Here is a 24012-nt window from a genome sequence, read left to right as displayed (position 1 = left end):
GCCCTCATCGGTGCGTGAACAGCGCGGACGTCCCCGAGAATGGGCGCATGGGACGCGGCAGGCTGAGGATCTATCTGGGCGCGGCGCCCGGTGTCGGCAAGACCTACGCGATGCTCTCCGAGGCCCACCGCAGGGTGGAGCGGGGCGCCGACTGCGTGGTCGGCTTCGTCGAGCACCACGGGAGGCCGCGCACCGAGGTCATGCTGCACGGCCTGGAACAGGTGGAGCGCAGGACGCTGGCGTACCGCGGTGCGGCCTTCACCGAGATGGACGTGGACGCGGTACTCGCCCGCAGACCCGCCGTCGCCCTCGTGGACGAGCTCGCGCACACCAACGTGCCGGGCTCGCGCAACGCCAAGCGCTGGCAGGACGTGGAAGAGCTGCTGCGGGCCGGGATCGACGTCGTGTCCACGGTCAACATCCAGCACCTGGAGTCGCTCGGGGACGTGGTCGAGTCGATCACCGGGGTCCGGCAGCGGGAGACCGTGCCGGACGAGGTGGTCCGCCGGGCGGACCAGATAGAGCTCGTCGACATGTCACCGCAGGCACTGCGCCGCCGCATGGCCCACGGCAACGTCTACAAGTCCGACAAGGTCGACGCGGCCCTGTCCAACTACTTCCGCCCCGGCAACCTCACCGCCCTGCGCGAGCTCGCGCTGCTGTGGGTGGCCGACCGGGCGGACGAGTACCTCCAGCAGTACCGGGGCGAGCACGGCATCCGCTCCACCTGGCAGGCGCGGGAGCGGATCGTCGTCGGGCTGACCGGCGGGCCGGAGGGGCGCACGCTCATCCGGCGGGCCTCCCGGGTGGCCGCCAAGGGCTCCGGCAGCGAGATCCTCGCCGTCTACATCGCCCGCAGCGACGGGCTCACCGCGGCCTCCCCGAAGGAGCTCGCAGTCCAGCGGACGCTCGTCGAGGACCTGGGTGGAACGTTTCACCATGTGATCGGCGACAACGTCCCCGAGGCACTCCTCGAATTCGCCCGCGGGGTCAACGCCACCCAGATCGTGCTCGGCTCCAGCCGCCGCCGCTCCTGGCAGTACGTCTTCGGGCCCGGGGTCGGCGCCAGCGTGGCCCGCGACTCGGGGCCCGACCTCGACGTCCACATCGTGACGCACGAGGAGGTCGCCAAGGGGCGCGGCCTGCCCGTGGTCCGCTCGGCGGCCCGCCTCGGCCGTCCCCGCATCGTGGCCGGCTGGGTGGTGGGCGTGATCCTCCCCGCGCTGCTCTGCCTGCTGCTCACCCACATCGCGGCGGACCCCGGGCTCGCCAACGACATGCTGCTCTTCCTGGCGCTGACGGTGGCGGCCGCGCTGCTGGGCGGGCTGTGGCCGGCGCTGGCCTCGGCCGCCTTCGGGTCGCTGCTGCTCAACTACTACTTCGCGCCGCCGCTGCACCAGTTCACGATCTCCGACCCCAAGAACGTCGTGGCCATCATCGTTTTCTTCGGGGTCGCCGTCTCGGTGGCCTCGGTGGTGGACGTGGCCGCCCGGCGCACCCACCAGGCCGCGCGGCTGCGCGCCGAGTCCGAGATCCTCTCCTTCCTGGCCGGCAGCGTGCTGCGCGGGGAGACCGCGCTCGACGCGCTGCTGGAGCGGGTGCGCGAGACCTTCGCCATGGAGTCGGTGGCCCTGCTCGAACGCGCGGGCGACGTCGAGCCCTGGAAGCGGGCCGCCAGCGTCGGCCCGAGCCCGGTGGCCCGGCCCGAGGACGCCGATGTGGACATGCCCATCGGGGACCACATGGCGCTGGCCCTGTCCGGGCGGGTGCTGCCCGCCGAGGACCGCAGGGTGCTCGGCGCCTTCGCGGCCCAGGCCGCCGTGGTCCTGGACCGCCAGCGGCTGGTCGGGGAGGCCGAGGAGGCCCGCCGGCTGGCCGAGGGCAACCGGATCCGGACTGCGCTGCTGGCCGCCGTCAGCCATGACCTCCGTACGCCCCTGGCCTCCATCAAGGCCTCCGTGACCTCCCTGCGCTCCGACGACGTGGAGTGGTCCGAGGAGGACCGCGCCGAGCTGCTCGAAGGCATCGAGGACGGCGCCGACCGGCTCGACCACCTGGTGGGCAACCTGCTGGACATGTCCCGGCTCCAGACCGGCACCGTCACCCCGCTGATCAGGGAGATCGACCTCGACGAGGTGGTCCCGATGGCGCTGGGCGGCGTACCGGAGGACAGCGTGCTGCTGGACGTGCCCGAGACGCTGCCGATGGTGGCGGTCGACCCGGGGCTGCTGGAGCGGACCGTGGCCAACGTGGTCGAGAACGCCGTCAAGTACAGCCCGCGGGGGCAGCCCGTCCTGGTGGCGGCCAGCTTCCTCGGGGACCGGGTCGAGGTGCGGGTCGTCGACCGCGGGCCCGGCGTGCCGGACGAGGCCAAGGACAGGATCTTTGCCCCCTTCCAGCGGTACGGGGACGCGCCGCGCGGGGCCGGGGTGGGCCTCGGGCTCGCGGTCGCCCGGGGCTTCGCGGAGTCCATGGACGGCACCCTGGCCGCCGAGGACACCCCCGGCGGCGGGCTGACCATGGTGCTCACCCTGCGCGCCGTGACCCGGGACCGTCCCCCGCCACCCGTCAGGGTGGGCGGTGGGACCCGCGGCGGCGAGGCCGGTGCGGACGGAGTGGAACGTGATCACGACCGTGATCGGACGATGCGACAGAAGGCAGGACCTCAATGACCCGGGTGCTCGTGGTGGAAGACGAGCCGCAGATCGTCCGAGCCCTCGTGATCAATCTGAAGGCACGCAAGTACGAGGTCGACGCCGCAGCCGACGGGGCGAGCGCCCTGGAACTCGCGGCCGCCCGCCACCCCGACGTGGTCCTCCTCGACCTCGGCCTGCCCGACATGGACGGGATCGAGGTGATCAAGGGGCTGCGCGGCTGGACGCGGGTGCCCATCCTCGTCCTCTCCGCCCGTCACACCTCCGACGAGAAGGTCGAGGCCCTGGACGCGGGCGCCGACGACTACGTCACCAAGCCCTTCGGCATGGACGAGCTGCTGGCCCGGCTGCGCGCCGCCGTCCGCCGGGCCGAGCCGTCCACCGGCAACGGCGAGGACGAGGTGATCGTGGAGACCGACGGCTTCACGGTGGACCTGGCCGCCAAGAAGGCCGTGCGCGAGGGGCGTGACGTACGGCTCACGCCCACCGAGTGGCACCTGCTGGAAGTACTGGTCCGCCACGGCGGCAAGCTGGTCAGCCAGAAGCAGCTGCTCCAGGAGGTCTGGGGGCCCTCGTACGGCACCGAGACCAACTACCTGCGGGTCTACATGGCACAACTGCGCCGCAAGCTGGAGGCGGACCCCTCGCACCCGCGGCACTTCATCACGGAACCGGGCATGGGATACCGCTTCGAGAGGTAGTGGGGGCGCCGGTACGCTTCCTGTATGAGTGCTGAACCGCGTCCCGGGAAGCCCGCCAAGCCGGTCAGGCCGGTGGGCCGGTTCCGCCGGATGATAGAGCGGCTGTCCACCTCCCAGGAGGAGCTGCATTCGGCGGAGCTGCAGGAGGACGCAGAAGCCGCGGGGTGTACGCGGATCTGCGACTGCCACGACCGCCAGATAGTCAAGGTGACCGGAACCCTGCGTACGGTCACCCTGCGGCCGCGGGCGGGCGTCCCCGCCCTGGAGGCCGAGCTGTTCGACGGCTCGGCCGCGCTGGACGTGGTCTGGCTCGGGCGTCGCTCGATCGTGGGAATCGAGCCCGGCCGCCGCATGATCGCCTCCGGGCGCATCTCGATGAGTCACGGCCGTCGGGTGCTCTTCAACCCCAAGTACGAACTCCGACCGCTCGGACAGGAGCACTGACCGGTGACGTCACTCGACAAACCGACCACCCCGCAGGACCCCGCCGCCCCGCCCGCCCAGGACCAGAACGCGGTCACCCAGGCGGCGCTCTTCGACGCCTTCGGGGGCATCCGGGGCACCGTGGAGACGATGCTCCCCGGGCTGCTCTTCGTCATGATCTACACGATCAACAAGGACGTGAAGCTGTCCGCCATCGCGGCGGGCGCGGTCGCGGTCCTGCTGGTGATCGTCCGGCTGCTGCGCAAGGACACGGTGAAGCACGCCTTCAGCGGGGTCTTCGGCGTGGGCGTGGGCGTGGCCTTCGCCCTCTTCACGGGCAGCGCGAAGGGCTTCTACCTGCCCGGCATGATCTACGGAGCCGGTCTCGGCGTGGCCTTCACGGTCTCCGCGCTGGTGGGCTTCCCGCTGCTCGGCGTGGTCCTGGGGCCGGTGTTCCGGGAGAACCTGTCCTGGCGCACCCGCAACCCGGGACGGAAGAAGGCCTACACCAAGGCCAGCCTGGCCTGGGGGATCATCTTCCTCGCCAAGTACGCGATCCTCTTCCCGCTGTACTGGTGGGGGGACGCGACGCAGCTGGGCTGGGTCCTGATCGCGCTGAAGCTCCCGCCGATGGTGCTGGCGGTGTACTTCACCTGGGCGTTCCTGGCGAAGGCCCCGCCGCCGATCGACGTGATCGCGGAGTGGGAGGCCAAGGAGGCCGCCGAAGCCGCGGCCCGCGAGAACCGGCCCTAACTCAGCCCCGCCGACACCCTCCAGCCCCGCCGGCGTTTGAGGCGCGGGGCCTGGGGCGGAGCCCCGGCAACGGCGCCGCACCCGAACGGGACGGCCGGGTAGCACGAAGGGGGGCGGGCCCGACCACCAGGTCGGGCCCGCCCCCCTTCGTCGTGCGAGCCTGCCCGCAGGGCTACCGGCGGGCCTGGAGGAGGTCCTCCAGCTGTTCCTCACGGGCCTGGGCGGCCACGAAGAGCAGCTCGTCACCCGGCTCCAGGGTCTCCTCCCCGTGCGGGGTGAGCACCCGGTTGCCGCGGATGATCGTGACCAGCGAGGTGTCCTCGGGCCAGGTGATCTCGCTGATCTGGGTGCCCGCGACCGAGGAGTCGGGCGGCAGGGTCAGCTCGACCAGGTTGGCGTCGCCGTGGCTGAAGCGCAGCAGCCGGACGAGGTCGCCGACGCTGACGGCCTCCTCGACCAGCGCGGACATCAGACGCGGGGTGGAGACGGCGACGTCGACGCCCCAGGACTCGTTGAAGAGCCACTCGTTCTTCGGGTTGTTGACGCGGGCCACCACGCGGGGGACCCCGTACTCGGTCTTGGCGAGGAGCGAGACGACGAGGTTGACCTTGTCGTCACCCGTCGCCGCGATGACCACGTTGCAGCGCTGCAGCGCGGCCTCGTCCAGCGAGGTGATCTCGCAGGCGTCGGCCAGCAGCCACTCGGCCTGCGGCACCCGCTCCACGGAGATGGCGGTCGGCGCCTTGTCGACCAGGAGCACCTCGTGGCCGTTCTCCAGCAGCTCGCCCGCGATGGAACGGCCCACCGCGCCTGCCCCGGCGATCGCGACTCTCATGCGTGTGCCTCCTCGGGGCCTTCGGCGAAGGCCGCCTCGACCTTGTCGATCTCGTCCGTACGCATCATCACGTGGACGAGGTCGCCCTCCTGGAGCACCGTCGCCGACGTCGGGAGCACGGCCTCACCCAGGCGGGTGAGGAAGGCGACCCGTACGCCGGTCTCCTCCTGCAGCTTGCTGATCCGGTGGCCGACCCAAGCGGTGGAGGTGTGCACCTCGGCGAGCTGCACCGCCCCGCTGGGGTCGCGCCACAGGGGCTCGGCGCCGGACGGCAGCAGCCGGCGCAGCATCTGGTCGGCGGTCCACCGCACGGTGGCGACGGTGGGGATGCCCAGGCGCTGGTAGACCTCGGCGCGCTTGGGGTCGTAGATGCGGGCTGCGACGTTCTCGACGCCGAACATCTCCCGGGCCACGCGAGCGGCGATGATGTTGGAATTGTCACCACTGCTGACCGCGGCGAAGGCTCCCGCGTCCTCGATCCCGGCCTCGCGCAAGGTGTCCTGGTCGAAGCCGACCCCGGTGACGCGGCGGCCGCCGAATCCGGCGCCGAGCCGACGGAATGCCGTGGGGTCCTGGTCGACGACGGCGACCGTATGCCCTTGCTGTTCCAGGGTTTGCGCGAGGGCGGAGCCCACTCTTCCGCAGCCCATAATGACGATGTGCACGGCCGTCCTTCCGGCTGTCAGCGACTCGCTGGTTCCCAGCCTCATTGCATGCTCTGGTTTAACAGGGTCTCAGACCATGGCCCAAGCTACACAGGGGTGGTCACCGCTGGGGCCTGTTGGGGCGCAGTCGTGGTGCGGGCGGGGAGGAATTGCGGTGGGATTGCGGTATGAGGGGGTGGGGGGTTCGTCAGGCTGATTTCGAACGCTTACGATCCTCTGCGTGTCCAAACTGACCGACGTGCCCAAACGGATCCTGATCGGCCGGGCGCTACGCAGCGACCGCCTCGGAGAAACCCTCCTTCCCAAGCGGATCGCCCTTCCCGTCTTCGCGTCCGACCCGCTCTCCTCGGTGGCATATGCCCCTGGCGAGGTCCTGTTGGTCCTGTCGATCGCGGGCGTGTCGGCGTACCAGTACAGCCCCTGGATCGCCGCCGCGGTCGTCGTGCTGATGTTCACCGTCGTCGCCTCCTACCGCCAGAACGTCCACGCCTACCCGAGCGGCGGCGGCGACTACGAGGTGGCCAACACCAACCTCGGGCCCAAGGCCGGCCTGACCGTGGCGAGCGCCCTGCTCGTCGACTACGTCCTGACCGTCGCCGTCTCGATCTCCTCCGGAGTCGAGAACCTCGGCTCCGCCGTGGATTTCGTCATCGAGCACAAGGTGCTCTCGGCGACCGTCATGATCCTGCTGCTCACGCTGATGAACCTGCGCGGCGTGAAGGAGTCCGGCAAGCTCTTCGCGATTCCGACCTACGTGTTCGTCGCCGCCGTATTCGTCATGATCGCCTGGGGTGCCTGGAAGGGCATCGTCCTCGACGAGACCATGACGGCGCCGACCGCCGACCTCGAGATCAAACCCGAGCAGGAGGGTCTGGCCGGCTTCGCCATGGTCTTCCTGCTGCTGCGCGCCTTCTCCTCCGGCTGCGCGGCCCTGACGGGCGTCGAGGCCATCAGCAACGGCGTACCCGCCTTCCGCAAGCCCAAGAGCAAGAACGCCGCGACCACCCTCGCCTACATGGGCGGCCTGGCGGTCACCATGTTCTGCGGGATCATCGGCCTGGCCATGGCCACCGACGTGCGGATGGCCGAGCACCCCGCCGAGGACCTGCTGCGGGACGGCACCCCGGTCGGCTCCGAATACGTCCAGAACCCGGTCATCTCGCAGGTGGCCGAGGCCGTCTTCGGCAACGGCAGCTTCCTCTTCATCCTGCTCGCCACGGCCACCGCGCTGGTGCTGTTCCTGGCCGCGAACACCGCGTACAACGGCTTCCCGCTGCTCGGCTCGATCCTCGCCCAGGACCGCTACCTGCCGCGCCAGCTGCACACCCGGGGCGACCGGCTCGCCTTCTCCAACGGCATCGTGCTGCTCGCGGGCGCCGCCATACTGCTCGTCTGGGTCTACGACGCGGACTCGACCAAGCTGATCCAGCTCTACATCGTCGGCGTCTTCGTCTCCTTCACGCTGAGCCAGATCGGCATGGTCCGGCACTGGAACCGCCACCTGAAGTCGGAGCGCGATCCCGCCGCCCGCCGGCGCATGCACCGCTCCCGGGCCATCAACACCTTCGGCGCCTTCTTCACCGGCATGGTGCTGGTCGTCGTCCTCGCCACCAAGTTCACCCACGGCGCCTGGGTCGCCCTGCTCGGCATGCTGATCTTCTACGGCACGATGAGCGCGATCCGGAAGCACTACGACCGCGTCTCCGCCGAGATCGCAGCCGCCGAGGGCCCCAGCGACGACAGCGTGCGGCCCTCGCGGGTCCACTCGATCGTCCTGGTCTCCAAGGTCCACAAGCCCACGCTGCGCGCCCTGGCCTTCGCCAAGCTGACCCGCTCGGACACCCTGGAGGCGCTCAGCATCAGCGTCGACCAGGCCGAGACCAAGGCGCTGCGCGAGGAGTGGGACCGGCGCGGGATCAACGTCCCGCTCAAGATCCTCGACTCGCCGTACCGGGAGATCACCCGCCCGGTGGTGGAGTACGTGAAGGGCCTGCGCAGCGAGAACCCGCGCGACGCCGTCAGCGTGTACATCCCGGAGTACGTCGTCGGCCGCTGGTACGAACACCTGCTGCACAACCAGAGCGCGCTGCGGCTCAAGGGCCGGCTGCTCTTCACCCCCGGCGTGATGGTCACCTCGGTGCCCTACCAGCTGGAGTCCTCGGAACTCGCCAAGAGGCGGGCGAAGAAGCGTCAGGAGTGGAACGCCCCGGGTGCGGTCCGCCGCGGCCCGGTCGACACCCCGCGGCCGCCCAAGGCCCCGTCGGGGAAGTAAAGGCCCGTCCGGGAAGCAGCGGACGGACGGTTGGCGAACGGCCGGACGAGATCCACGTAAACTGGTGGGTCGGTCGTCCGGCCGTTCCCCGTTTCAGGTTTTTGGAGTCTCCCCACCATGACGAGCGCCGAGCAGAACGAGAAGCAGTCACTGGTCGGGGAGGAGTACGAGGTCGAGGTCGGCCCCGTCGCGCACGGCGGGCACTGCATCGCCCGGACCGACGACGGACGCGTCCTGTTCGTCCGCCACACCCTGCCCGGCGAGAAGATCGTCGCGAAGGTCACCGAGGGCGACGTGGACTCCCGCTACCTGCGCGCCGACGCCGTCACCGTCCTGGAGGCCTCCAAGGACCGGGTCCCGGCCCCCTGCCCGTACGCCGGCCCCGGCAAGTGCGGCGGCTGCGACTGGCAGCACGCCAAGCCCGGCGCGCAGCGCCGGCTCAAGGGCGAGGTCGTCGCCGAGCAGCTGAAGCGGCTCGCCGGCCTCACCCCGGAGGAGGCCGGCTGGGACGGCACCGTCATGCCGGCCGAGGGCGACAAGGTTCCCGCCGGGCAGGTCCCGCAGTGGCGCACCCGCGTGCAGTTCGCCATCGACGAGGACGGCATCGTCGGCCTGCGCAAGCACCGCTCGCACGAGATCGAGCCGATCGACCACTGCATGATCGCGGCGCCGGGCGTCAGCGAGCTGGGCATCGAGAAGCAGGACTGGCCGCAGATGGCCACCGTCGAGGCCATCGCGGCCTCCGGCTCCGGTGACCGCCAGGTCGTCCTGACCCCGCGCCCCGGCGGCCGCCTCCCGCTCGTCGAGCTGGACAAGCCGGTCTCGGTCCTCCGGGTCGAGGAGAAGGACGGCGGCGTCCACCGCGTCCACGGCCGCCCCTTCGTCCGCGAGCGCGCGGACGGCCGTACCTACCGGGTCGGCATGGGCGGCTTCTGGCAGGTCCACCCGCAGGCCGCCGACACCCTGATCAAGGCCGTCATGCAGGGCCTGATGCCGCGCAAGGGCGAGATGGCCCTCGACCTGTACTGCGGCGTCGGCATCTTCGCGGGCGCGCTGGCCGAGCGGCTCGGCGACACGGGCGCGGTACTCGGCATCGAGTCGACCAAGCGCGCCGTCGAGGACGCCCGGCACAACCTGACCGACTTCCCCCGGGTCCGGATCGAGCAGGGCAAGGTCGAGCAGATCCTCCCGAAGACCGGCATCACGGAGTGCGACCTGGTCGTCCTGGACCCGCCCCGCGCGGGCGCGGGCAAGCAGACGGTCCGCCACATCGCGGGCCTCTCGGCCCGCCGCATCGCCTACGTGGCCTGCGACCCGGCAGCCCTGGCCCGCGACTTGGGCTACTTCAAGGAGAACCGCTACAAGGTCCGCACCCTGCGCGTCTTCGACCTCTTCCCGATGACCCATCATGTCGAGTGCGTCGCGATCCTTGAACCCATTGGAAAGGGCCTCTGACCTGCAGGTTAGGGCAGTGTGCATTATGTGCGCTGTGTGCGTTGTGGGCGATATCTTGACGCTGATTCGACGCTCGTGACGCACGTTTGACGCACGCCGCCAGCGATGCCTGATGGCCCGTCAGTCGCGGAAGGGCGCGTCTCGCAGCAGATTGTGATCTTGCTGTGGGGGGCGCCCTTTCCGGTAGCGGGTGACCGAGTTGGTCGGCGTTAGACCGGCGCTCCGCTTCCCCTCTTCGATTACGCTCTGTGATAATTCGAGGGAGCTTGCGACTAGTAGCCGGGGCCGTAGGGGTTCCATCCGTGCAGGAACGGCTGCAGGTCGCTGGCGCGAGGTTCGGGAATCTCGGGCAGGCGGAGCGTCCGGTTGAGCGGGTTCAGGCGTTCCGCGTAGTCGGCGGCCCAAGCGATCCATGCCTCGGCTCCGTCCCTCTCCGGTCCGGTCGCCAAGGTCTGTGCGTGGAGGCGGAGGGCGTCGACGTACTCGGCCAGGCCCGCTGCGCGGCGCCATGCTCGTTCTTGCGCTTCGAGATGCTGGACTCGGGCTGCCTCGGCGAAGTCCATCTTTGCCCGTTGCATCGCGGCTTCCCACTGGAGCCGCTTCTCCCGTGCTGCCTCCAGGTCGGCCAGTCGTTTGCGTTCGGCGGCCTCGCCTCGAAGTCCCACTTCCTGCACGATTTCGGCGAGCTGGTCCTCAAGGGGGCGTGCGGCCGTATCGGCCCACTCGCCGGCCCTGTGTCGCAGCCCGCCGCCGACACAGATTCGCAGGCGTTCGGCGGGGGAGGTGTCGTACCGAGGAATCCTGACCCAGGAGTTCTTCTCCGCGTCCGCGAGTTCCTTCTTCGTAGGGATGTGTTCGGTGCGGTCTTGTTCCTGCAGGACGAGGAAATCGCATCGCTGGCCCTGGGCTGTGATGGTGAAGTGAGGCGGGCCGTTTCGCCGGCGGTGTGGTGCGGGGGCACTCTCGGCCGTGCCGAACGCGCTGGTATACCCCAGCTTCTGCGTTGCGGTGAGCAATGCGTGGATGAGGCGGAAGGCTCTGCCCTGCACGGCTTTGGTCAGTGCCATGGGCTGGGCGTGCGCCTGCAGAGCTTTGACCACGGGGTGTGGAGTGGTGAGCCGTGCCGGTACGGGAACGGGTGGCAGTACGGCCAAGCGCCAGGCCGGGGTGTCGACGAGCCGGATTTCGTATCCGTCGTTGCACCAGCCTGCGTGCAGTTCCTTGGTCTCAGGAATCTTTCCCGACCGGCGCGCTGCGGCAACACGGATCGGCCATTTCTCGGTCTCCCGACCGCTGGCTTCGCGTTTGACGACGCGTCCGCCCGCTTCGGCGAGCTCTTCCAGGAGCTGCTCCGTGACGGTCTTGGCTCCCTTCCGCGGAAGGGAGCTGGTTCGTTGCGGTGGCGCGGGCGCAACTGCCTTGGCGCTGGATTTCTCGCTCTTGGCCACGTCGGGTGACTGGATTCCAGCCCGTGGCGCGGGTGCGGTGTCTTTGCTGCGAGGTTGATCGGGCGGATGGGATCCGTGGTCCAGGTATTGCTGGCCGGCCTTGGTGAGGGCGACGGACCATTGCCCCTGCCGCTTGGAGACTTTGACCAGTCCCCGGCTGTGAAGGGCTTGGCAGCTGAGCTTGTGTCCCGTTCCCTCCCATACGCCGTCAGGGCATCCTCGGGCGACCCATTGCAGCACCTGTTGTTGCCGTTCGTTTAGATGTCGCGGCACCTGAACTCCCTACCGTGCGAAGGCCCCACCGGCATGCTCTCAGCCGCACCCCCGCCTTGCGGGGGTTGGGACGGGTTCGAGGGGTTGGCAGGCTGCGATGAAGATTCGGACAGACGTAGGCATGGCCGCTTGTGGTGGCTGGGCTCGCAGTCGTTCGTTGGTGGCCGTCTGAGGCGGTGCCGCCGCGGTTCGCCAGCGGCGTCACCGAGGACCCCGGACACGTTGCCTATGTCATCGCCCCCAGATCCCACCCGACGGCACCCGCCTCAAGCCCACCGTCCGGCGCGTCTGCGGTGCGGGACGATCAGGCTGGAGCCGAGGTGGGCGCCGTCCGCGATCACCGTGGTGCCAGCGGCTGCGGCCGACAAGTCCGACTCGCGCCAGACGTGGGCGCGAGCACGCCGACCACGACCTGTTCCGTCTCGCCAAGGCCGCATCACGATCCTCGAAAACCGAGCGTCGCAACGACGCGGCAGGCTGACGGTCGGCGGCGCGATGCCCCGAGCGTGGATGGCGGGCCGACCGCAGGTGGGTACCGGGTCCTCGGGCACGGCCTGCCCGGACGACTGACGTCTATCCATAGTTTCGTGAATTCACGACAACGTGTACTTTCTTTGCTGTGTTGACTCTCGCTCCCGACATCGAAGTGCTGGTGCGGTTCGGTCGTGCCCTTGCCGATCCGATTCGCTGCCGCATCCTCCTCATGCTGCGCGAGGCTCCGGCCCATCCGTCCGACCTCGCCAACGCCCTGGATATCTCTCGCACTCGGCTGTCCAACCACCTGGCGTGCCTGCGCGACTGTGGCCTGGTCGTGGCCGTGCCGGTCGGGCGCCGAACCCGCTACGAGCTCGCCGACCCCCGTCTCGGCCGCGCACTCGACGACCTGCGCACCGCTGTAGTCGCCGTCGAGACCGACCGCACCTGCTTGGACGCGGAAGAGAAGGACTGTTGCTGATGGCCGCCGAGATATCGATAGGCCCGTCTCCCGCCCGCCGTGACGCGCTGGCCCGGCGGATACGGCTGCTCGTCGCCGCCACGATCACCTACAACGTCATCGAGGCCGTCGCGGCGATCACGGCCGGGACGATCGCCTCGTCCACCGCCCTGATCGGCTTCGGCCTGGACTCGGTCGTCGAGGTCTCCTCCGCCGCCGCGGTCGCCTGGCAGTTCTCCGCCCGAGACCGCGCCGTCCGTGAGGTGCGGGAGAAGGTCACCCTGCGGATCATCGCGGTCTCGTTCTTCGCCCTCGCCGCCTACGTCGCCGTCGACGCGGTCCGGGCGCTGGCCGGCACCGGCGAGGCCGAGCCTTCGGTCCCCGGCATCGTGCTGGCCGCGCTGTCCCTCCTCGTGATGCCGTTCCTGTCCGCTGCCCAACGCCGCGCCGGCCGCGAACTCGGCTCCGCCAGCGCGGTTGCCGACTCTAAGCAGACCCTGCTGTGCACCTACCTGTCCGCGGTGCTGCTGGCCGGCCTGATTCTCAACGCCACCGTCGGTTGGGCGTGGGCGGACCCGATCGCCGCCCTGGTGATCGCGGCTGTCGCGGTCAAGGAAGGCCGCGACGCCTGGCAGGGCAAGGGCTGCTGCGCTCCGGCACCGGCACCATCGGGCGACGCCGGAGGCTGCTGCGGGTAGGGACGCCCTGTAGTGAGATCAAAGTCCCGGCAAGATCATGCCGGGGCGTCCCGCTCGATCCACTGAGATCCGGAAGCGCCTGGTCAGCCGAATTCGGCGTGCTGTTAGATCCGCTCCAGGCCCGGCCCTGCCGCCACGTCCGCTCAGGCATTCGTCCCGGCTGAGGTGACCAGCCCCGTGGAGACCCCCTGACTGGCATGTAGGGGCACGGCGGCTCACGGCCGCAGGAGGGCGACCGCGTCGCGGGCTGCGTCGATGGCTCCGGTGCGGGCGGCCTGGCGGTCGTCGTCGCTGCGGGCGTACGCGACGGTGATCAGCATGTTGCTGCGGCGGAAGATGACCTGTGCGGTGATGTTCTTGCCAGGGGTGGGCGGCTGGAACCGGAGGAAGGCTTCCTCGCCGAGCCCGGGCAGGTCTTCCTGGGTGTCCTTCTCCCAGCCGAGTTCGTCGCCGCTGCGCTGTTCGCGGAAGTTCTCGCGGGCCAAGTCGACCGTGAGCCGTGACGCCCGCAGGTGGACGTTGGCCCGGTACACGCCCTTCTCCCGTGGGGCGGCCCAGGTACAGGAGCCCGTGTCCTCGCGTCCGCCGTAGGCCGTCGGCAGTAGCCGGTGGATGGTCTCAGGGGCGACCAGTTCGCAGAAGTACGGATCACGCGTGAAGTCGCCGGCCTGGCGCCGGTCCCACCAGCGCCACGAGGTGACGGCGGCGCTGACTATGACGATCAGCAGGACCGCGGCGATCAGCCCGCGACGGGGGAGCTTGGGGGGTGTGGTCACGGCCGCAGCATAGGTGCCGGAAACGTTTCGCGGTCCCGGGATTCTGTGCCCCGCATGCCGCCGGCCGCACCCGCTCCGGGGTACCGGCCGACGGCGTGTGCGAGTGGGGGATCAGGCGTCGCCGTCGTGGGCTGCGCCGACGAGTTCCTCCAGGAGGTCTTCCATCGTGACGAATCCGACCACCGCGCCCGTGGCCGCGGCGACGGCCGCCAGGTGGGTGCCCGCGTCGCGCATCGCGGTCATGGTGTCGTCGAGCGGGGTGTCGAGGGCGACCGTGATGACAGGGCGCATGGCGCTGCGGGGGAAGGGGGCGGAGCGGTCGCCCGCGGCCAGGGCGTCCTTGATGTGCAGGTAACCCAGCATTTCCTGGCCGTCCGGTCCGGTGACGGGGAGGCGGGAGTAACCGTGGTCGGCGGCGGTGCGCTCCAGGCGTCGGGGGGTGATGTCGTAGGGGACCGTCACCACCTTGTCGAGCGGGACCATCACCTCGCCGACGGGGCGGGTGCCGAGTTCGAGGGCGTCCTGGAGGCGTTCGCTGTCTCCAGGGGCGAGGAGGCCCGCGGCGCTGGAGTCCTTGACGAGGCGGGCGAGTTCGTCGTCGGTGAAGACGGAGCCGACCTCGCCCTTCGGTTCCACCTTCAGCAGCCGCAGCAGCACGTTGGCGAAGGCGTTGATGCCGAAGACGAACGGCCGCAGCGCCCGGGTGAGGGCGACCAGCGGCGGGCCGAGGAGCAGGGCGGTCGGCGCCGGGGCGGCGAGCGCGATGTTCTTGGGGATCATCTCGCCGACGAGCATGTGCAGGTACGTCGCCAGGGTGAGCGCGATGACGAAGGCGATCGGGTGGATCAGCCCCTCGGGCACGCCGATGGCGTGGAACGGGGGTTCCAGCAGGTGGGCGATGGCCGGCTCGGCGACGGCACCGAGGACCAGGGAGGAGACGGTGATCCCGAGCTGGGCGGTGGCCATCATCGCGGAGAGGTGTTCGATGCCCCACAGGGTGGTCTTCGCCCGGAGGTTTCCCTTCGCCGCGGCCGGTTCGATCTGGCTGCGGCGTACCGCGATCAGGCCGAACTCGGCGCCGACGAAGAAGGCGTTGGTGATCAGGGTGAAGGCGCCGATCAGCAGCTGGATGGCGGTCATCGGGCCTCCTCCTTGTGGTTGGCGGTCTGCGCGGGCGCGGTGAGGGAGACGCGGTCGGCGCGGTGGTGTTCGACGTCGAGTACGGACAGCTCCCAGCCGTCCAGGTCCACGGTGTCGCCCTCGACGGGGATGCGTTCCAGGCTGGTGGCGATCAGCCCGGCGAGGGTTTCGTACGGACCTTCGGGCGCGGTCAGGCCGATCTCTTCCAGCTCGTCGAGGCGGACGCTGCCGTCGGCCTCCCAGACCTTGCGGCCGTCCTGCTCGGGGCCTTCGATGAGGTCGGCGACCTCTATGGGATCGTGCTCGTCGCGGACCTCGCCGACGACCTCCTCGACGATGTCTTCGATGGTGGCGACACCGGCGGTGCCGCCGTACTCGTCGATGATCACCGCCATGGTGCGGGCCTTGCGCAGCCGCCCAAGGAGGGTGTCGACGGGCAGGGAGTGGGGCTCCAGCAGCGCGGAGGTCATCAGGTCGGCTACCGAGGTCACCTTGCGCTGGTCCTCGTCGAGATCGAGGACGTCACGGATGTGGATGGTGCCGACGACCTCGTCAAGCGTGTCGCGGTAGACGGGGAAGCGGGAGATGCCCGTGGCCAGGGTCAGGTTCGCGGCGTCGGCCGCGGTCGCGTGGAGCTCCAGGGCCTGGACGTCGACGCGCGGGGTCATGACGTTCTCGGCGGTCAGTTCGGCCAGGCGCAGCGACTTCACGAACAGCTCGGCGGAGTCCGCCTCGATCGCGCCGGCGCGGGCGGAGTGCCGGGCGAGCGCCACCAGCTCCTCCGGTGTACGGGCGGAGGCCAGCTCCTCGGCCGGCTCCAGGCCGAAGCGCCGCACGAGGCGGTTGGCGGTGTTGTTTAGGTGCCGGATCAGCGGGCCGAACGCGGCGGTGAAGCCGCGCTGGGGGCCGGCGACGACCTTGGCCACGGCCAGCGGGCGGGAGATCGCCCAGTTCTTGGGTACCAGTTCGCCGACCACCATCAGAACGACGGTGGAGATCGCGACGCCCAGCAGGGTCGCCGTGGTCGACACGGCCCCTTCGGGCAGGCCGATGGCCTCAAGAGGGCCGCGCAGCAGGGCCGAGACGGAAGGCTCGGCCAGCATGCCGATCACCAGGGAGGTCACGGTGATGCCCAGCTGGGCACCGGACAGCTGGAAGGTGAGGCGCTTGGCGGCCTTCAGGGCACTTTCGGCGCCGCGCTCACCGGCGGCGGCGGCCCGTTCGAGCTCGCTGCGCTCGACGGTGGTCAGCGAGAACTCGGCAGCGACGAACACCGCGCACGCCAGCGTCAGGGCCAGCGCAAGAAGGAGCAGCAGGACTTCGGTCACCGTGCCACCCCCGCTCCCGGCGCGATCATCTGCGGGCAAGGCGTGGCACGGCTTGGACTGGGAGGTTCACCCATTGCGGGTCTGCTGCTCCTTCTGTACTCGGCGGCACCGTCTCCGGTCCGCGGATGGGTTCTGGGAAGTGTCCCCGACCTCATCGTAAAGGGCCGGTAAAGTCCGCGGCGATGCGGGAGGGGCTTCGTCCGCTAAACGCTCCGGAGTCGCTACCGGGGATCGCGTCCAGGGGGCCGACCGTGCGCAGGGCCGGCTCAGGGGCCGCTGGGGCCGGGGGAGCGTTTTCCGGACTTTTCCCTCCAGGTCCCCTTGGTTGTTGCCCCCGTGGAACGTTCCGCCCCTATGCTCGTTTCTACAGTCATGTAGAAGCATGACCGTGAGCGCACTGGAGGACTGCCGTGGCTTCGATCGATCTCGACAAGGTGCTGGACAAGGCGTGGCGGGACAAGACGCTGCCCGAGATACTCTCGGCCCCCGTGTCGGCCCTCAAGGGTGTCTCGGAGCGTGAGGGCGAGCACCTGAAGGACGCGTTCGGCGTCAAGACCGTCGCCGACCTTGCCGACCTGAAGTACGTCCGCTGGGCCCAGGCGCTGGCCGCGCTGGACACCTCCGCCAAGTAACGCAGATCCGTGGGCCGGTGGGTATCCCGCAGCGGGAGCCCGCCGGCCCGCAGTCCGTACGTACAGATGAAGGAGTGAACGCCATCATGGTGTTCAAGAAGCTGCTCGGCTCGCTCGGTGTGGGCGGCCCGACCGTGGACACGGTCCTGGACCCGGTCTCCGCCGTGCCCGGCGGCACCCTGAGCGGCGAGGTCCGCCTCCACGGCGGCAAGGCCGACTTCACCATCGAGCACATCACCCTGGAGCTCGTCGCCCGGGTCGAGGCCGAGCACGACGACGGCGAGTCGCACGGCATGGTCGTCTTCGACCGGTTCACCGTCGGCGGCGGCTTCCGCCTGGCCGAGGGCGAGCAGCGGGTCGTCCCCTTCGCCGTGGCGCTGCCGTGGGAGACGCCCGTCACCGAGCTGTACGGGCAGCCGCTTGGCATCGCCCTCGGCGTACGGACCGAGCTGTCGGTAGCGGGCGCCAAGGACAAGAGTGACCTCGACCCGTTCACCGTACGACCGTTGCCCGCCCAGGAGGCGGTCCTGGAAGCCCTCGGCCAGCTCGGCTTCGGCTTCAAGTCGGCCGACCTGGAGCTGGGGCGCATCGGCGGCACCGGCCAGCAGCTGCCCTTCTACGAGGAGTTGGAGCTCACCCCGCCCGCGCGGTACGCGCACCAGGTCAACGAGATCGAGGTGACCTTCCTCGCCGACGCGGCCGGGCTGGAGGTCGTACTCGAAGCCGACAAGCGCGGCGGCCTCTTCTCCGAGGGTCACGACGCCCTCTCCCGCCAGAGGGTCACCCACGCCGAGGTCGCGCACCGCGACTGGAACACCGAGGTCGACGCCTGGATCCGGCAGCTGATCGACCACCGCACCGCGCACGGCTCGCACGGCGACGGTCACGGCCACCGCTCCGGCCCGGGCATGGGAACCGTGGTCGCCGCTGGTGCGGCCGGCCTGGCGGTCGGTGTCGTCGGCGGGATGGTCGCCGCCGAAGTGGTGGACGAGGTCGGCGACTTCTTCGAGGGGGACGAGGAAGCGGCCGAGGAGGTAGACGACGAGAGCTGAGGCTCCCTCACCCCGACCTGGTAGCTTCTACAGAATTGTAGTAAATCCGGCGTGCGGTCTGGCCTGTCCGGACCGGACCCGCCGACTCGACAGAGATGGAGTTCTCGTGGCCCTGTGGGACCGCTTCAAGGAATCCGCATCGACGATGCAGACCCAGCTCATGGCGAAGAAGAACGAACTGACCAGCGGCGCCTTCCGTGACGCGTCCATGGCCATGTGCGCCCTGGTCGCCGCCGCCGACGGCACGGTCGACGCCTCTGAGCGGCAGCGCGTGACCCAGCTGATCGCGACCAACGAGGTGCTGCAGAACTTCGACGCCGCCGACCTCCAGCGGCGCTTCGAGGCCAACCTCGACAAGCTGGCCGCCGACTTCGCCCTCGGCAAGGTCAGCGTGATGCAGGAGATCGCCAAGGCGAAGAAGAAGCCCGCCGAGGCCCGCGCCGTCATCCAGATCGGCATCGTCATCGGCGGGGCCGACGGCGACTTCGACAAGACCGAGCAGGCCATCGTCCGCGAAGCCTGCTACACCCTCGACCTCCCGCCCCACGAGTTCGACCTCTGAGGCGGACGCCGAAGGCCGGGACCGCCGGATCAGAGGCCCCGGCCTTCGGCGTTCCGGGCGCCTCTCACAGCGGGGTTGCCGCATGGAGGATGAAGAACAGGGTGACCGCCGAGTTCGCCGAGGAAAGTGCCGAGACGGTGGTCCCGGCGGCGGCCCCCCAGGCAGCGAGGCCCACCGCGGTGAAGGCAGGCGGCCACAGGCGTGCGGCCGGGGCTGGCCCCAGTAGCGCGGCAACCCGTCGAGGTACTGGACCAACGGTGGCCGCGAAGCCCGCGAGCGTCGCGATCGGGGCGCCACGGGAGACTAGCGCGGCCTTGCCCACCGCCCGCGCGACGATGCGCCGGCTACCGACGCGGGCCGCCGCCTCCTCGTCCGCCCACCGCTCGGCTGTGTACGTCACGGCCGTCCGTAGGGGCCGCAGGAACGGGTTCGCCCGCGCGGCCAGCTGTACGGCCAGCAGGAACCGGTGGTGGTGTCCGGCGAGGTGGGCGCGTTCATGGGCGAACAGGGCCCGGCGCTCGGGTGCGCTGAGCGCGGCCAGCATCCCGGTCGTGGCCACGATCCTGCCGGCCCCCCGGCTGCCCGGCAGGGCGTACGCGTACGGGGCCTCGTCGGGCAGCACCACCACCTGGGTGGCAGGCAGCCCTGCCAGCGCCTGCTCGGCGCGGAGACACACCCGCTGGTGTTGCCAGGCCGCCCTCGCGCAGGAGGCGATGACGGCGATCAGCGCCGGGATGGCCACCTTGCCGGCGATCTCGTCGTACGGCACCGCCTCGCGCACCTCCGGATCCGACCAGCCGTCCGGCAGTGGATTACCGGGCAGCTGAGCCGTACCGACCACCACGAGCAGTGCCAGGCAGAGCGTGCTGCACACGGCGAGCACGGCGGCGACCGCGGTGAGCAGCCAGGTGGCGGCGCGCGGGTGGAGATGGTGTTCGGCGAGGCGGGCGATGGGCCAGGCGGTCAACGGTAGGACCAGCGGCAGGAAGACGAAGACCCCCATTGCGTCAGCCTTCCCCTTCTCCTTCTTCCGTCGTCTGCGCCAGCAGATCCCGCAGCACCCTCTCGTCACCGGGCGACAGGGCCGTGACGAAGCTGGCCAGTACGGCCTCCCGGTCCGACTCGGCGTCCAGCACCTTGCGCATGCGCAGCGCGGCGAGCCCCGCCTCGTCCGCGACCGGGGTCCACTCGAAGGACCGGCCCGCCCGCTTGCGGCTGACGGCGCCCTTGGCGTGCAGCCGGGTCAGGATGGTCATCACCGTGGTGTATGCGAGCCCGCTCCCCAGATGCTCCTGCACCCAGCCCGCGTTGGCCGGCCCCGGAGCCCGGTGCAGCGCGGCCAGCACCTGCGCCTCCAGCTCACCCTGGCCCCGGCGCCGGGAGGGCTCGTCGGCGCTGCTGTCGATCTGGTCCGTCATGCCGTCAACCTCCCGTGGCCCGGCCCCGTCTACCTCCACAGGGCGGTTCATCGTACTGATGGGCGTCCGCGGCAGAGCACGGCCGCGCCCTCGCGACCGGGCTCAACTTCTACATTAATGTAGTTTTCTGTTTCTGCTACTCGGCTACCCGGCTTCGGCCACGAGAGGGATGCGACATGGGTGTGAGCCTGTCCAAGGGCGGCAATGTCTCGCTGAGCAAGGAGGCGCCGGGCCTGACCGCCGTACTGGTCGGCCTGGGCTGGGACGTCCGCACGACCACCGGCACCGACTACGACCTCGACGCCAGCGCCCTGCTGGTCGGGGAGTCCGGCAAGGTGCCCTCCAGCGGGCACTTCGTCTTCTACAACAACCTGAAGAGCCCCGACGGCTCCGTCGAGCACACCGGCGACAACCTCACCGGCGAGGGCGAAGGCGACGACGAGGTCGTCAAGGTCGACCTGGCCACCGTCCCCGCGGACATCCAGAAGATCGTCTTCCCGGTCTCCATCCACGACGCGGAGACCCGCGGCCACAGCTTCGGCCAGGTCCGCAACGCCTTCATCCGCGTCGTCAACCAGGCCGACGGAGCCGAACTCGCCCGCTACGACCTCTCCGAGGACGCCGCCACCGAGACCGCGATGATCTTCGGCGAGCTCTACCGCAGCGGCGCCGAATGGAAGTTCCGCGCCGTAGGCCAGGGCTACGCCTCCGGCCTGACCGGGATCGTCGCCGACTTCGGCGTCTGATCGGACGGGTGAGACGGGCTGGCCGGAGGTCCGGCCCGGCCCGCCGGGGGCGTCGCCATCCGTCTCGGTGGCCTGACTGGCCTCGCGCGAGCGCGGCCGGTCAGGCGTCGGCTTGCGAGGCGGCGTAGGACGTCAGGGCGTTGCCTGGCTTGAGCTGTTCGCACCCGGCAGCCGGGACAGCGCCTCCGCGGGGCGGGTCGGGTCCAACAGGCTATAGCCGTCGTACAGCAGGATGCCGATGTCCAGCCCTCCGCCCCCGCCGTTCGGCGTGTGCGACCCGGGCCTGGGATACGGCGGTGGCGAGCGCGGCGGTGGCCACGGTCCCGCGGAGCAGAGTCTTGCGTGTCGTCGAATTCGTCATGGCACGAGAGCCTTTCCAGGCGGGGACTTCTCATCACCGGAGCGGCGGTGGGGGTTGCGGCGGACGGGTCGGCCTCGGCCCCGCGGCTGCCGCACCCGAGTCGAGCCGCCGGCACACGGTGCTTCTGGACGGCGATCGTGCTCGCGGCGATCACGCTCCCGGCCCTGACCGCTCTGCTGGTTCTCCTGGGCGAGCACGTGGACCTTGCCCTTGCCCTGGTGCTCTGTCTGCTCGCCGTCGTCGTGATCGCCCTGGGCGGGGTCTTGTTCCCGCGTTGCTGGCCGCTGCCGTAGCAGGGCTGCTCGCCGACTACTACTTCACGCCGCCGCCGCACTTGCTGCGCGTCGAGCGCCTCGCAGACGTCCACGGACTGGCGGTGTACCTCGTCGCGGCCGTCATTGTCGGCACGGCCGCGGGCACCGCCGCGCCACCGTATGTCCCGTCGGCCAGGTGCGGGGTGGGTTGCGGCTTCTGCCGGTCGCATACTCGATGATCGTGCCGTGGCGCCGGTGCGCTGCTGTCAACGGGTGTCTTGAGGCCGTGGGAGAAAGTGATGGGGGACATGAAGGACATGGAAGGTCCGGTTGTGCCGGAAGTGGTGGACAGTCCGGCCCTGCGGGCTCAGCCGTCCGGCGGGCTGGCGCGGTGGCTGCTGCGGCACCAGGTGCAGCCGGTCGGGCCGGCTGCGGACGAGGGGCACGCCATCCCGCACGCCTGGTGGAAGGTGATGTGCCTGACCGGCGTCGACTACTTCTCCAGCCTCGCCTATGTCCCGGCGATCGCCGCCCTTGCCGCCGGGGCGGTCTCGCCGCTCGCGACGCTGCTGATCGTGGCGCTGACGCTGCTGGGGATGCTGCCGATGTACCGGCGGGTGGCGAAGGAGAGCCCGCACGGCGCAGGTTCGGTGGCGATGCTGGAGGACCTGCTGCCGTTCTGGTGGGGCAAGCTGTTCGTGCTGGTCCTCCTCGGCTTCGTGGCCACCTCGTGGATCATCACGATCACTCTGTCCACGGCGGACGCTTCCGTGCACGTGGTGGAGAACCCGTTCTTTCCTGCGGTGCTGCACGGCCATGAGGTCGCCCTGACGGTGGCGCTGCTGCTGGTGCTCGGCGGGGTGTTCCTGTTGGGGTTCAGCGAAGCGGTCAGCGTGGCCATCCCCTTGGTCGCCATCTTCCTCGTGCTGAACGCGGTCGTCATCGGCATCGGCCTAGCCCATGTGTTCACCACGCCGGGGGCCTGGTCGGCGTGGACCGATGCCCTCGCAGCGGGCGGGGGCGGCTTCGGTGACCTGGTGGGCCCGGCGCTGCTGGCCTTCCCGCTGCTGGTGCTGGGCCTGTCGGGCTTCGAGACAGGTGTGAGCATGATGCCGCTCGTCGCCGCCGAGGGGGCGGATGAGGAGCAGCGGCTGCGCTCGCGGATCCGCAACACCCGCAGGCTGCTGACCACCGCCGCGCTCATCATGAGCGTCTACCTGCTGTCCGCGAGTTTCGTCACCACTCTCCTCATTCCGCACGAGCTGTTCGAGCCGGGTGGCGCCGCCAACGGCCGTGCGCTGGCGTGGCTGGCCCACGAGCATGTGGGAGAGGCGTTCGGCACGGTCTACGACATCAGCACCATCCTGATCCTGTGGTTCGCCGGCGCCTCCGCCATGGCGGGACTGGTCAACATCGTTCCCCGCTACCTGCCCGACTACGGCATGGCCCCCGAATGGGGACGCGCCGTCCGCCCGGTCGTGATCGTCTACACCGCCCTGTGCATCCTCATCACGATCGCCTTCGACGCCGACGTCGACGACCAGGCCGGCGCCTACGCCACCGGCATCCTCGCCATGATGGTCTCCGGCGCCTTCGCCGTCACCGTCTCCGTCGCACGCCACCGCCGGCGCGCGACCACCATCGGCTTCGCCCTGCTCACAGCCGTCCTGCTCTACGCCCTGGTCGCGAACATTATCGACAAGCCCGACGGCATCGTCATCTCCGGCTTCTTCATCGCCGGAATCATCATCGTGTCGCTGATCTCCCGCGTCTCACGCACGACCGAGCTGCGCGCCGACCGCATCGTCTTCGACGCCGACGCCCGCCGGTTCATCACCGACACCCTCGCCCACGACAACGCCATCAACCTCATCGCCAACCGCCGTCAGGCCGGCGACACCGCCGAGTACAGCGACAAGGAACGCGAACAGCGCGGCGTCAACCCGGTCCCCGGCCCCGCCGACGTCATCTTCCTCGAGATCGACGTGATCGACCCCTCGGACTTCAGCGACACTCTCACCGTCCACGGTGCCGAGGTCGACGGATACCGGATCCTGCGCGCCGCCGCACCGGCCGCGCCGAACGCCATCGCCGCCATCCTCCTGGCACTGCGGGATGCCACCGGCGTCCAGCCGCACTGCTACTTCGCCTGGGCCGAAGGCAGCCCGCTGGTCCACATGGTCCGCTACTTCCTCCTTGGCCGAGGCGACACGGCCCCGGTCACCCGCGAGATCATCCGCAAACACGAGCCCGACCCCGACCGCCGCCCCGGCATCCACGTCGGCGGCTGACCCCGCCCGCTCACCGGCCGCTGCAGCCGGGCAGACCACGGCAACGCGCCAGGCACACCGTGCGCAGACGCGGATTCCGCCTGTCACATACCAGACCCCACTGACAGTCCAACTTCACTGCTCCGTCGCGGCTTTCGGTTCCTGGCGTGTGGTGTCGGCCGCTGATGGGTGACCGCACCCCCGTTCCGGTGTCACCTCGCGCAGGGCGAGCGCTGCCTGGTGTTCGCCGGGGCTGAGCTACAGATCATGCCTCCGCTTCCGTGCTGACCTGTGGGCCCGCCCGGATGACGTGGCTCCGCCCCAGAACGCACAAGCTGTGACCAGCACATGCTGGTCACAGC

At 70.1% G+C, this 24012-nt stretch carries 23 protein-coding genes and 1 pseudogene; 15 read left to right on the top strand and 9 right to left on the bottom strand.

All coding sequences use genetic code 11. The features are described from left to right. Positions 1-47: 47 nt before the first annotated feature. The 4 genes from OG447_RS29715 to OG447_RS29700 are packed head-to-tail and all read left to right on the top strand — an operon-like array spanning position 48 to position 4531. Complete coding sequence (locus OG447_RS29715) at positions 48-2672, top strand: sensor histidine kinase KdpD (RefSeq protein WP_266940531.1); 2625 nt, start codon at positions 48-50, stop codon at positions 2670-2672. Further along, positions 2669-3355, top strand: coding sequence for a response regulator (locus tag OG447_RS29710; RefSeq protein WP_266940530.1), 687 nt, complete (start codon positions 2669-2671; stop codon positions 3353-3355). Before OG447_RS29715 ends, OG447_RS29710 begins: the two co-directional genes overlap by 4 nt. Before the next feature lie 24 nt (positions 3356-3379). After that, positions 3380-3799 carry an OB-fold nucleic acid binding domain-containing protein gene (locus OG447_RS29705; RefSeq protein ID WP_266940529.1) on the top strand — a complete coding sequence of 140 codons (420 nt, stop codon included), beginning with the start codon at positions 3380-3382 and terminating at the stop codon, positions 3797-3799. Positions 3800-3802: 3 nt separating this feature from the next. Continuing rightward, a complete protein-coding gene (locus OG447_RS29700; protein WP_266940528.1) occupies positions 3803-4531 on the top strand; it encodes a DUF3159 domain-containing protein in 729 nt (242 codons plus the stop codon). Positions 4532-4703: 172 nt separating this feature from the next. On the opposite strand, the gene OG447_RS29695 is transcribed toward OG447_RS29700, so the two are convergent. Both OG447_RS29695 and OG447_RS29690 read right to left on the bottom strand, forming a co-directional pair. Beyond that, positions 4704-5366 carry a TrkA family potassium uptake protein gene (locus tag OG447_RS29695; RefSeq protein ID WP_266940527.1) on the bottom strand — a complete coding sequence of 221 codons (663 nt, stop codon included), beginning with the start codon at positions 5364-5366 and terminating at the stop codon, positions 4704-4706. After that, the gene (locus OG447_RS29690) at positions 5363-6031 is read right to left on the bottom strand and encodes a TrkA family potassium uptake protein (protein ID WP_266940526.1); all 669 of its coding nucleotides are present in this window, start codon (positions 6029-6031) and stop codon (positions 5363-5365) included. The genes OG447_RS29695 and OG447_RS29690 overlap by 4 nt, the downstream gene beginning before the upstream one ends. A gap of 220 nt (positions 6032-6251) precedes the next feature. Here OG447_RS29690 and OG447_RS29685 point away from each other — a divergent pair, with 220 nt between their 5' ends. Both OG447_RS29685 and OG447_RS29680 read left to right on the top strand, forming a co-directional pair. Beyond that, a complete protein-coding gene (locus tag OG447_RS29685; RefSeq protein WP_266940525.1) occupies positions 6252-8303 on the top strand; it encodes an APC family permease in 2052 nt (683 codons plus the stop codon). A gap of 117 nt (positions 8304-8420) precedes the next feature. Continuing rightward, a complete protein-coding gene (locus tag OG447_RS29680) occupies positions 8421-9758 on the top strand; it encodes a class I SAM-dependent RNA methyltransferase (RefSeq protein ID WP_266940524.1) in 1338 nt (445 codons plus the stop codon). A gap of 272 nt (positions 9759-10030) precedes the next feature. Here OG447_RS29680 and OG447_RS29675 read toward each other — a convergent pair whose 3' ends face one another. Then, a complete protein-coding gene (locus OG447_RS29675; protein ID WP_266940523.1) occupies positions 10031-11206 on the bottom strand; it encodes a hypothetical protein in 1176 nt (391 codons plus the stop codon). Between the two features lie 548 nt (positions 11207-11754). Beyond that, positions 11755-11886, bottom strand: a pseudogene (locus tag OG447_RS32385) (IS5/IS1182 family transposase); the annotation flags it as partial. A gap of 212 nt (positions 11887-12098) precedes the next feature. Between OG447_RS32385 and OG447_RS29670 the strand changes: the two are divergent. Together OG447_RS29670 and OG447_RS29665 are read left to right on the top strand one after the other, a co-directional pair. After that, complete coding sequence (locus tag OG447_RS29670) at positions 12099-12434, top strand: helix-turn-helix transcriptional regulator (RefSeq protein WP_266940522.1); 336 nt, start codon at positions 12099-12101, stop codon at positions 12432-12434. After that, the gene (locus OG447_RS29665) at positions 12434-13111 is read left to right on the top strand and encodes a cation transporter (protein WP_266940521.1); all 678 of its coding nucleotides are present in this window, start codon (positions 12434-12436) and stop codon (positions 13109-13111) included. The genes OG447_RS29670 and OG447_RS29665 overlap by 1 nt, the downstream gene beginning before the upstream one ends. 215 nt (positions 13112-13326) lie before the next feature. Here the strand turns inward: OG447_RS29665 and OG447_RS29660 are convergent, their stop codons facing one another. The 3 genes from OG447_RS29660 to OG447_RS29650 form a co-directional block, all read right to left on the bottom strand. Further along, positions 13327-13887 carry a hypothetical protein gene (locus OG447_RS29660; protein ID WP_266940520.1) on the bottom strand — a complete coding sequence of 187 codons (561 nt, stop codon included), beginning with the start codon at positions 13885-13887 and terminating at the stop codon, positions 13327-13329. 111 nt (positions 13888-13998) lie between these two features. Then, positions 13999-15027, bottom strand: coding sequence for a hemolysin family protein (locus OG447_RS29655; protein ID WP_266940519.1), 1029 nt, complete (start codon positions 15025-15027; stop codon positions 13999-14001). Further along, positions 15024-16355, bottom strand: a complete 1332-nt coding sequence (locus tag OG447_RS29650) for a hemolysin family protein (RefSeq protein ID WP_266940518.1) — start codon at positions 16353-16355, stop codon at positions 15024-15026. The genes OG447_RS29655 and OG447_RS29650 overlap by 4 nt, the downstream gene beginning before the upstream one ends. A 410-nt stretch (positions 16356-16765) precedes the next feature. Between OG447_RS29650 and OG447_RS29645 the strand changes: the two genes are divergently transcribed. The 3 genes from OG447_RS29645 to OG447_RS29635 all read left to right on the top strand — a co-directional run bounded on the left by OG447_RS29645 (position 16766) and on the right by OG447_RS29635 (position 18601). Further along, on the top strand, positions 16766-16987 hold the full coding sequence (locus tag OG447_RS29645) for a hypothetical protein (protein WP_266940517.1): 222 nt from the start codon (positions 16766-16768) through the stop codon (positions 16985-16987). A gap of 86 nt (positions 16988-17073) precedes the next feature. Next, entirely contained in the window at positions 17074-18039 is a 966-nt protein-coding gene (locus OG447_RS29640) for a sporulation protein (RefSeq protein ID WP_266940516.1), read from the top strand. Positions 18040-18145: 106 nt separating this feature from the next. After that, positions 18146-18601, top strand: a complete 456-nt coding sequence (locus OG447_RS29635) for a tellurite resistance TerB family protein (protein ID WP_266940515.1) — start codon at positions 18146-18148, stop codon at positions 18599-18601. 64 nt (positions 18602-18665) lie between these two features. Here the strand turns inward: OG447_RS29635 and OG447_RS29630 are convergent, their stop codons facing one another. Together OG447_RS29630 and OG447_RS29625 are read right to left on the bottom strand one after the other, a co-directional pair. Further along, positions 18666-19604, bottom strand: a complete 939-nt coding sequence (locus tag OG447_RS29630) for a M56 family metallopeptidase (protein WP_266940514.1) — start codon at positions 19602-19604, stop codon at positions 18666-18668. A 4-nt stretch (positions 19605-19608) separates the two neighbouring features. Beyond that, on the bottom strand, positions 19609-20019 hold the full coding sequence (locus OG447_RS29625; RefSeq protein WP_266940513.1) for a BlaI/MecI/CopY family transcriptional regulator: 411 nt from the start codon (positions 20017-20019) through the stop codon (positions 19609-19611). A gap of 176 nt (positions 20020-20195) precedes the next feature. On the opposite strand from OG447_RS29625, the gene OG447_RS29620 reads away from it, so the two are divergent. The 4 genes from OG447_RS29620 (at position 20196) to OG447_RS29605 (ending at position 23671) form a co-directional block, all read left to right on the top strand. Then, entirely contained in the window at positions 20196-20765 is a 570-nt protein-coding gene (locus OG447_RS29620) for a TerD family protein (RefSeq protein ID WP_266940512.1), read from the top strand. A gap of 408 nt (positions 20766-21173) precedes the next feature. Continuing rightward, complete coding sequence (locus OG447_RS29615) at positions 21174-21419, top strand: hypothetical protein (RefSeq protein ID WP_266940511.1); 246 nt, start codon at positions 21174-21176, stop codon at positions 21417-21419. After that, positions 21401-21619: a DUF4118 domain-containing protein gene (locus tag OG447_RS29610; RefSeq protein ID WP_266940510.1), complete on the top strand. Its 219-nt coding sequence runs from the start codon at positions 21401-21403 to the stop codon at positions 21617-21619. The genes OG447_RS29615 and OG447_RS29610 overlap by 19 nt, the downstream gene beginning before the upstream one ends. Positions 21620-21679: 60 nt before the next feature. Next, on the top strand, positions 21680-23671 hold the full coding sequence (locus tag OG447_RS29605) for an amino acid transporter (RefSeq protein WP_266940509.1): 1992 nt from the start codon (positions 21680-21682) through the stop codon (positions 23669-23671). The last annotated feature ends 341 nt before the right edge of the window (positions 23672-24012 follow it).

The organism is Streptomyces sp. NBC_01408, from assembly GCF_026340255.1.
In the GTDB taxonomy this organism is placed as follows: Bacteria; Actinomycetota; Actinomycetes; order Streptomycetales; family Streptomycetaceae; genus Streptomyces.
The sequence above is the reverse complement of the archived record's forward strand: the minus strand, read 5'-3'. Positions and strand labels throughout refer to the sequence as shown.